We start from the raw sequence: 9,356 nt of genomic DNA on the forward strand, positions 1-9,356 counted from the left end.
TGACGCCGACGCGCGGCTGCCCTCCAGCGGCCTGCCCAGGCGCACCATGCGCCGATTTTTCGGTCGGAGCTGGACGGTATCCGGCTTACAGGCAGGCACGCAGGCATGAACGAGCCGACAGCGACGAACGAGGACAATGACCGGCGCATCGTCGTCGAGAGCGGCGTCGCGGCACGCGTGGCCGCCATCATCGAACCCGCCATCGTCGATCTCGGCTATCGGCTGGTACGCGTGCGCGTCACCGGCCAGAACGGCTGCACGGTGCAGATCATGGCCGAGAAGCCGGACGGCACGATGAATGTCGAGGGCTGCGAAGCGGTCAGCCAGGCCGTTTCGCCGGCGCTCGACGTCGACGATCCGATCCAGGTCGCCTACCATCTCGAGGTTTCGTCCCCGGGAATCGACCGGCCGCTGGTGCGGGCCGGCGATTTCGAGCGCTGGGCCGGGCACCTCGCCAAGATCGATACCGAGACCGTCGTGCTCGGACGCAAGCGTTTCCGCGGCATCCTGCGCGGGGTCGAGGGCGGCAACGCCCTGCTCGCGCGCGACGATGCGAAGTCAGAGGAAGAGCGCGACGTCGCCATCCCGATGAACCTCATCGCCGATGCCCGCCTCGTTCTGACAGATGCGCTCGTGACCGAATCGCTGCGGCGCGGCAAGGCCGGGCTGCCGCCGGAAATGCCGACGGCAGACGAGATCGCGGCCCCACCCAAGGGCCGCAAGAAATCGCTGGGGCCGCGTCCGGATAAAACCCCGGCTCCGAAAAAGACGAAAAGCGGACCGGCTCCGCACGATACAACCCCCGAAGAGGAGTGAGCGTCATGGTCGTCAGCGCCAACAGGCTCGAACTGCTGCAGATCGCCGACGCGGTCGCCCGCGAGAAATCGATCGACCGGCAGATCGTCGTCGACGCGATGCAGGATGCGATCGCCAAGGCGGCCCGCTCGCGCTACGGCGCCGAGACGGATGTCCATGCCGAGATCAACACCAAGACCGGCGAGCTGCGGCTGGCCCGCCATCTCCAGGTGGTGGACCTCGTCGAGAACGGCGCCATCGAGATCACCGTCGACGAGGCCAAGCGCCACAACCCGGCCGCGCAGGTCGGCGACGTCATCGCCGATCCGCTGCCGCCTTTCGATTTCGGCCGCATCGCCGCCCAGTCGGCCAAGCAGGTCATCGTGCAGAAGGTGCGCGAGGCCGAGCGCGACCGTCAGTATGACGAGTACAAGGATCGCATCGGCGAGATCGTCAACGGCGCCGTCAAGCGCGTCGAATACGGCAATGTCTTCGTCGATCTCGGCCGTGGCGAGGCGATCATCCGTCGCGACGAGATGATTCCGCGCGAGACCTTCAAGGTCGGCGACCGCGCCCGCGCCTATCTCTACGATGTGCGCCGCGAGCCGCGCGGCCCGCAGATCTTCCTGTCGCGCACGCATCCGCAGTTCATGGCCAAGCTGTTCGGCCAGGAAGTGCCCGAGATCTATGACGGCATCGTCGAGGTCAAGGCGGTCGCCCGTGATCCGGGCTCGCGCGCGAAGATCGCCGTGATCAGCCGCGATTCCTCGATCGACCCGGTCGGCGCCTGCGTCGGCATGAGGGGTTCGCGCGTGCAGGCCGTCGTCGGCGAGCTGCAGGGCGAGAAGATCGACATCATCCCGTGGTCGCCCGACATCGCGACCTTCGTCGTCAACGCGCTGCAGCCGGCGGAAGTCGCCAAGGTGGTGCTCGACGAGGAGGCCGACAAGATCGAGGTCGTCGTGCCCGACGAGCAGCTCTCGCTCGCCATCGGCCGCCGCGGCCAGAATGTGCGCCTGGCTTCGCAGCTCACCGGCTGGGACATCGACATCCTGACCGAGGCCGAGGAATCGGAGCGGCGCCAGAAGGAATTCCTGAACCGCACCGAGATCTTCATGAACGCGCTGAACGTCGACGAGACGGTCGGCCAGCTGCTCGCCTCGGAAGGCTTCCGGACCGTCGAGGAGGTTGCCTATGTCGATCCCTCCGAGCTCGCCTCGATCGAGGGCTTCGACGAGGACACCGGCGCCGAGATCCAGTCGCGGGCTCAGGACTATCTCGCCGCCGTCGAGGCCGAGTTCGACGAGAAGCGCCGCGCGCTCGGGGTTGAGGACGGCTTGCGCGAGGTTCCCGGCGTCACCACATCGATGATGGTGTCGCTGGGCGAGAACGACGTGAAGAGCGTCGAGGACTTGGCCGGCTGCGCCACCGACGATCTTGTCGGCTGGACCGAACGCAAGGATGGCGAGACCACCCGCCATGCCGGCTATCTCGACGGGTTCGATCTGTCGCGCCAGGATGCGGAGGCGATGATCATGGCCGCGCGCGTCCATGCCGGCTGGATCGAGGCGCCCGCCGAACAGACAGAGGCAGAGCCTGCCGCCGACGAGACGGCGGAGGCCTGAACCGGGCACCGGCGATGAAATCGGCCGCGCCGCGCGGTGAGCGCGAAACGCGCCTGGATCGCAAGGACGGACCGGAACGGAGCTGCGTCGTTACGAGGACGGTCAAGTCCCCCGACGACCTGATCCGCTTCGTCGTCGGACCCGACGGCAGCCTGGTGCCCGACCTGCGGCGCAAGCTGCCCGGGCGCGGCGTCTGGGCCAGTCTCAGCGCGGCCACGGTCACCGAGGCGATCAAGCGGCGGGCGTTCGAGCGCTCGCTCAAGACGAAGGTCTTCGTGTCGCCGGATTTGGCTGCGATGATCGACGGCCTGATGCTGAAAGACGCCCAGCAGGCGCTGTCGATGGCCAACAAGGCGGGGCTGGTCCAGGCCGGTTTCGCCAAGGTCGAGGCGATGATCGGCTCCGGCCGCTGCGCTGCTGTGATCGCGGCCAGCGATGGTGCCGAAGATGGCCACCGGAAGATCGGTCAGGCGCTGCGCAGAGCGGAATTCGCCCGCGAAGAGGCCGGCCTGAAGCCGCGAAAGGTGCCGGTGGTGGCAATTTTCGCGGGCGAAGATTTGGAATTGGCGTTAGGCAAGGCACATGTGATACATGCGGCGCTTGCTCCGGGACCGGCGGCCGAGGGTTTCCTCTCCCGCTGGCGTCGACTCGTCCGCTACCGGACGGACGATGCCGGTGCAGTGGAGCCGGATGAAGCGGCTGTCACCGACTCCGTAGACCCAGATTCCGATACGACGATCCCGTAGACCCAAGATTCCATAGACCAAGCTTCCGTAGACCAACGAATGACCGAACCGGCTGGACCGAGCACAGAATGAGCGATACCAAGACCCCGGGCGACAAGACCTTGACCGTCGCCCCTCCGAAGACCCTGACGTTGAAGCGTCCTGTCGAACAGAGCACTGTCCGGCAGAGCTTCTCGCATGGGCGCTCCAAGCAGGTGGTCGTCGAGGTCAAGCGGCGCGTCGCCGGCTCCGAGGTCAAGGAGCAGCCTGTCGCGCGCGCGCCGCAGCCGCAGGTCCAGCAGGCCGCGCCCCGCCCGGTGCCGCCCACTCCGACGCCACCGTCGCGGCCGTCTTCGGGCATGCTCCTGCGGACCCTTTCCGAGGACGAGAAGGATGCGCGCCAGCGCGCCCTTTCGGATTCGCGGGGCCGCGAGGCGGAAGCCCGCCGGATCGCCGAGGATGAAGCACGTGCGCGTGCCCTTGCTGCCGAACGCGAGCGGCAGGAGCGTGAATCCGCTCTCGCCCGCCAGCGCGAGGAAGAAGAGCGGCGCCGCCAGGAGGACGATCGCAAGCGTCGTGCCGAAAGCGCCGCCCGCCAGCGCATGGACGAGCCGCAGGCTCCGCGCCCGCCGCAGCCGCCGCGCGAGTCCACGCCGGCTCCGCAGCCGCAGCCCGAAAGCGGCGCCTCGCCGGCTCCGGCCCCCACATTTGCCCAGGCTCCGCGCCCGGCGCCGTCAGGTCCGCGTCCCGATTTCGCGCCGCGCACGCCGATGCGCGATATCGGTGCCCGCCCGCCGCGGCTCGATTCACGTCCGCCGCGCCTCGAGACGCCGCGTCCGCCGCGCCCGGTCGATACGACTGCTCCGGCCGAGCCCGCCATCACCCGTCCGACCCGTCAGGCGCCCTCGACGGCGACGCCGCGCAGCCGCCCCGACGATGGCGAGGCGCGTCCGGCCTTCCGCCGCCCCGGCGGCTTTGCCGGCGGTCCGCCGCGTGGCGCACCCGTGCCCGCGCCTAAGACACCCAAAGTCGGCGAAAAGGTTCGCGGCCGCCTGACGCTCTCGACCGCCACCGGCGGTGATGACGAGCGCACGCGTTCGGTCGCAGCCTTCCGCCGCCGCGTCCAGCGCATGACCGGGCACCGCGCCTCGGACGTCGCCAAGGAGCGCGTGATGCGCGAGGTGATTATCCCCGAGACGATCACCATCCAGGAACTCGCCAACCGCATGACCGAGCGGGGCGTCGACGTCATCCGCCTGCTGATGAAGCAGGGCGCGATGCACAAGATCACCGATGTGATCGACGCCGACACCGCACAGCTCGTGGCCGAGGAAATGGGCCACACGGTCAAGCGCGTCGCCGATTCCGACGTCGAGGGCGGCCTGTTCGACACGCCCGACACCGACGACAGCCAGGTCACGCGTCCGGCCGTCGTCACCATCATGGGCCATGTCGACCACGGCAAGACCTCGCTGCTCGACGCGATCCGCCAGACCCATGTCGTCACCGGCGAGGCCGGCGGCATCACCCAGCATATCGGCGCCTATCAGGTGATGACGCCGTCGGGTGCCAAGGTGACCTTCATCGACACGCCCGGCCACGCCGCCTTCACCGCGATGCGCGCTCGTGGCGCAAAGGTGACGGACGTGGTCGTGCTGGTCGTCGCGGCCGATGACGGCGTCATGCCGCAGACGATCGAGGCCATTAACCACGCCAAGGCGGCCGGCGTTCCGCTGATCGTGGCGATCAACAAGATCGACAAGACCGACGCCAGCCCCGAGCGGGTTCGCGCCGAACTGCTGCAATACGAGATCCAGGTCGAGTCGCTGGGCGGCGAGACGCTGGAAATCGAGGTCTCGGCCAAGACCGGCAAGAATCTCGACAAGCTGCTCGAGGCGATCGCACTGCAGGCCGAACTGCTCGACCTGAAGGCCAATCCGGATCGTCCGGCCGAAGGCACCGTGATCGAGGCCAAGCTCGACCGTGGCCGTGGCCCGGTCGCGACGGTTCTCGTCCAGCGCGGCACGCTGCGCACCGGCGACATCGTCGTGGCGGGCTCCGAATGGGGCCGCGTGCGTGCCCTGATCGGCGACACCGGCGCCCATATCAAGGAAGCGCCTCCGTCGCTTCCCGTCGAGGTGCTCGGCTTCAACGGCACGCCCGAGGCCGGCGACCGCGTCGCGGTGGTCGAGTCCGAGGCCCGCGCCCGCGAGATCACCGATTACCGCGAGCGCCAGAAGCGCGACCGGATCGCCGCCCGCGGCGGCGGATCGACGGCGGGCCGTTCGCTCGCCGACATGATGCGCGACCTCAAGGAAGGCGCTGGCCGCAAGGAATTCCCGCTCGTCATCAAGGGCGACGTGCAGGGGTCCGTCGAGGCCATTGTGGGAACGCTTGAAAAAGTCGGCAACGACGAGGTGCGCGCTCGCGTCCTTCAGTCGGGCGTCGGCGGCATCACCGAATCCGACATCACGCTGGCCCAGGCTTCGGGCGCGGCCGTGATCGGCTTCAACGTGCGTGCCCACAAGGAAGCGCGCGAGGCGGCCGAACGGGCCGGCGTCGAAATCCGCTACTATAACATCATCTACAACCTCGTGGATGACGTGAAGGCGGCGATGTCGGGCCTGCTGGCCCCGACGCTGCGCGAAACCATGCTCGGCAATGCGCAGATCCTCGAGATCTTCGCAGTGTCGAAGGTCGGCAAGATCGCCGGTTGCCGCGTCACCGACGGCACGATCGAGCGCGGCGCCAATGTCCGCCTGATCCGCGACAACGTCGTGGTTCACGAGGGCAAGCTCGCCCAGCTCAAGCGCTTCAAGGACGACGCCAAGGAAGTCGTGGCGGGCCAGGAGTGCGGCATGTCCTTCGAGAATTACCAGGATATGCGCGCCGGCGACGTCATCGAGTGCTACCGCGTCGAGGAGATCAAGCGCACGCTGTAAGGCGTTCGCTTCCTGGAACAGCACGTCATGGCCGGGCTCGACCCGGCCATCTCGTGACGAGAAGAGCGCGTCCAGCGCCTTGTCTTCTGAGAGATGGTCGGGTCAGGCCCGACCATGACGTTTGATCCGGTCCGATCCCGGAGAACGAGAATCATGGCAAAACCATCCAAATCATCCGGTCCGAACCAGCGGCAGCTGCGCATCGGCGAAGTCATCCGGCACGCGCTGGCGGAGTTGCTGTCGCGCGGCGACATCCATGACGAGGTTCTGGCCAAGCATGTCGTCACCGTGCCGGAGGTGCGTCTCTCAACCGATCTGAAGCTCGCGACCTGCTTCATCATGCCGCTCGGCGGCGGCGATGTCGCTCCCGTGCTGAAGGCGCTGAACACGCACAAGAAATACATTCGCGGCGAGATCGCCCATCGCGTGAACCTGAAATTCGCGCCCGATATCCGCTTTCTCCAGGATGAGAGCTTCGCCGAGGCCGAGCGCGTCGATGCCATCCTGTATTCCGACAAGGTGCGCCAGGACATCCTGAAGCAGCCGCTGCGGATCGACCAGGACGCACCCGCGGCCGAGAGCAAGGAGCTCGACGATGAGTGACGTCGCTGCCTCCCAGAACGCCCCCTCCCCAGACGCCGTCATTGTCGAGCAGAACGAGGGACGCAGCTTCGCGCCGCGCCCCAAGAAGCGCGATGTGCATGGCTGGGTCGTCCTCGACAAGCCCGTCGGCATGACCTCGACCCATGCGGTTGCCGTGGTCAAGCGCGCCTTTTCCGCCAAGAAGGCCGGCCATGCCGGCACGCTCGATCCCCTTGCCTCCGGCCTCCTGCCGATCGCTCTCGGCGAGGCCACAAAGACCGTTCCCTTCGTCATGGACGGGCGCAAGGCCTATCAGTTCACGGTCGCCTGGGGCTCGCAGACCAACACCGACGACACCGAGGGCAAGGTCATCGCGACCTCCGACGCGCGCCCCGACGAGGCCGCCATCACCGCACTGCTGCCGCGCTTCACCGGCACGATCAGCCAGGTGCCGCCGCAATTCTCGGCCATCAAGATCGCCGGCGAGCGTGCCTATGATCTGGCGCGAGAAGGCGAGGAGGTCGTGCTGGAAGCCCGGCCGGTCGAGATCGACGCGCTGCGCATCGTCTCCCATGACGGCGCCACCACGACCTTCGAGGCCGAATGCGGCAAGGGGACCTATGTCAGGGCGATTGCGCGCGATCTCGGCATCGCGCTGGGTTGCCTCGGCCATGTGGCCCATCTCAGGCGTACCCGGGTCGGCCCCTTCGACATCACCGATGCAGCCAGCGTCGAGACGCTGCGCGAAAGCGCCGAGAGCGCGGCGGTCGCGCTTCTGCCGGTCAAGGCAGCGCTGACGCTGATTCCGGAAATCCCGGTTCATCGCGACGCCGCGCTGCGGCTGAAGCGCGGACAGAGCGTGCTTTTGCGCGGGCGGGACGCGCCGGTCGAAAGCCAAGCCGTCTATGCGACCTCGGGCGGCGTCCTCATCGCCACCGGAACGATCGCGCAAGGCGAGTTCGTCCCACACAGGGTCTTCAACCTCTGATTTCAAAAGCCGCGACGGCAGTTCGAAACGTCGCGTTAACGGCGACTCGCTTAAGTCTCTCCGACAGCGCCCAGCATAGTCATGGCCCGTCGCGCACCCGCGGCATGGCCGCATGCCGGGTTCATAGGCGGCTGCCGCGAGGGATTGAACGCCATGCGCGTGACCCATTTTCTGATCTGCACCATGGCTGCCGGCGGCGCCGCCATCCTGGCGAGCGGCTTTGTCGCCTATCAACAGATGAACTCGCTCTCGACGGCGCAGGAGACGCATAGTCTGGTTGCCGCCTCGGAAGCGGTCAGCCGCGTGATCGAGCGCGCCGCCATCGAGCGCGGCAACTTCACACAGGTGATCCTGTCCCCAGATCCCGAGGGGAAGATCGCCGCCGTAGCCCTCCAGTCCGCGCGTGAAACCGACACCCGCGTTGCGCAGATGCAGGAAAGCTTCGGTTCGACGTCATTCGCCAAGCGCCCCGAACTGGCGGGTCCGGTGAATCAACTCGCCCAGCGCCTGACGGATGCGCGGAAGCTGGCCTCCGCGGAAGGCGCCAAGCCGCATGGGCAGCGCGATCCCAAGGCAGCGCAGGCTTTCAGCGCCACAGCGGTCGAGGTGCTTAACCAGCAATCCCAGCTGCAGCGCGCCATCGGCGCGCGCATCGGCGAGCTGAACCCCGCAGTCCGCAACACGGTCTCGCTCGGCGAATTCGCAACCACGATGCGCGAAACCGCCGGCAACCGTTCCGTATATCTGACGCAGTATACCGGCTCAGGAAACAAGCTGACACCGTTCGCCTTGTCCGACGTCGATCGCTTGAGCGGGCGTGTCGAGCAGCTCTGGTTGCTGATCGACCAGGCACTGCACCAGATGGTCACCACGCCGCAGCTCGAGGCCGGGCTCGCGACAGCGAAGACGGGCTTCAAGGACGAGGAAAACAAGACCTACGGCTCCATGTACGCTGCGGCTCGCGACGGCCTGCCTCCCCCGATGAGCCTTAGCGACTGGCGCCCCTGGACCCAAAAGTCGCTCGCGACGATCCTGCAGATGCGCGATGCGGCGTTCGAACAAGCCAAGACCCAGATCAACGCCGACCTGACCGCGGCCCGCTGGCAGCTCGCACTCTCGCTCCTCGCGATCCTCGCCGTCACGGCTGCCGTTATCGGCGTCGTGTTCCTGTTCAACAGCGGCGTGGTGCGTCCGCTCGGCAAGCTCGCCGAATCCGTCGGGCTGATGCTGTCGGGTGCCGAGGATGCGAGGGTTCCGGCCAAGGTCGGCATGGTCGAGATCGACGCGATCAGTCACGCGCTGGGCGATTTCCAGGCCAACATCCAGCGTGTTCGCGCGCTGGAAGAGCAGGAGCACGCGGCTGCGGCCGCCCGTCTCGCGCGCGCCCAGTCGATGGAGGCGGTGGTGTCGGATGTCGGCGAGGTCGTCGCCGCGGCTGCGGCCGGCGATTTCTCGGCGCGGCTCCAGATCGACCAGGCCGACGAGCAGATGCAGAAGCTGGTCTCCGGCATCAACGAGATCAACGCGGTGGTGGATTCGGCGACGAGCGAGTTCGCCCGGGCGCTGTCGGCCGTGGCCGAGGGCGACCTGACGGTGCGGGTGGATGCCGCCTATCGCGGCAAGTTCGCGGAGTTGAAGGGGGCGATCAACGATACGGTCGATCGTCTGTCCGCGACGGTGCGCACGATCCAGGTGACCT

At 67.5% G+C, this 9,356-nt stretch carries 7 protein-coding genes; all 7 read left to right on the forward strand.

Annotated elements, in window-relative coordinates:
* Positions 1-105: 105 nt before the first annotated feature.
* Positions 106-816 carry a ribosome maturation factor RimP gene (gene rimP / locus AE618_RS11535; protein ID WP_054209215.1) on the forward strand — a complete coding sequence of 237 codons (711 nt, stop codon included), beginning with the start codon at positions 106-108 and terminating at the stop codon, positions 814-816.
* Positions 817-821: 5 nt separating this feature from the next.
* Positions 822-2,420, forward strand: coding sequence for a transcription termination factor NusA (nusA, locus tag AE618_RS11540; protein WP_054209216.1), 1,599 nt, complete (start codon positions 822-824; stop codon positions 2,418-2,420).
* A gap of 14 nt (positions 2,421-2,434) precedes the next feature.
* Entirely contained in the window at positions 2,435-3,166 is a 732-nt protein-coding gene (locus AE618_RS11545) for an RNA-binding protein (protein ID WP_054209217.1), read from the forward strand.
* A 68-nt stretch (positions 3,167-3,234) separates the two neighbouring features.
* A complete protein-coding gene (infB, locus tag AE618_RS11550) occupies positions 3,235-6,087 on the forward strand; it encodes a translation initiation factor IF-2 (protein ID WP_054209218.1) in 2,853 nt (950 codons plus the stop codon).
* A 153-nt stretch (positions 6,088-6,240) separates the two neighbouring features.
* The gene (rbfA, locus tag AE618_RS11555) at positions 6,241-6,690 is read left to right on the forward strand and encodes a 30S ribosome-binding factor RbfA (protein WP_054209219.1); all 450 of its coding nucleotides are present in this window, start codon (positions 6,241-6,243) and stop codon (positions 6,688-6,690) included.
* On the forward strand, positions 6,683-7,657 hold the full coding sequence (gene truB / locus AE618_RS11560) for a tRNA pseudouridine(55) synthase TruB (RefSeq protein ID WP_054209220.1): 975 nt from the start codon (positions 6,683-6,685) through the stop codon (positions 7,655-7,657). The genes rbfA and truB overlap by 8 nt, the downstream gene beginning before the upstream one ends.
* A 153-nt stretch (positions 7,658-7,810) precedes the next feature.
* A partial coding sequence (locus AE618_RS11565; RefSeq protein ID WP_054209221.1) for a HAMP domain-containing protein occupies positions 7,811-9,356 on the forward strand: 1,546 nt, incomplete at its 3' end.

Source organism: Allobosea vaviloviae (genome assembly GCF_001298265.1).
In the GTDB taxonomy this organism is placed as follows: domain Bacteria; phylum Pseudomonadota; class Alphaproteobacteria; order Rhizobiales; family Beijerinckiaceae; genus Allobosea; species Allobosea vaviloviae_B.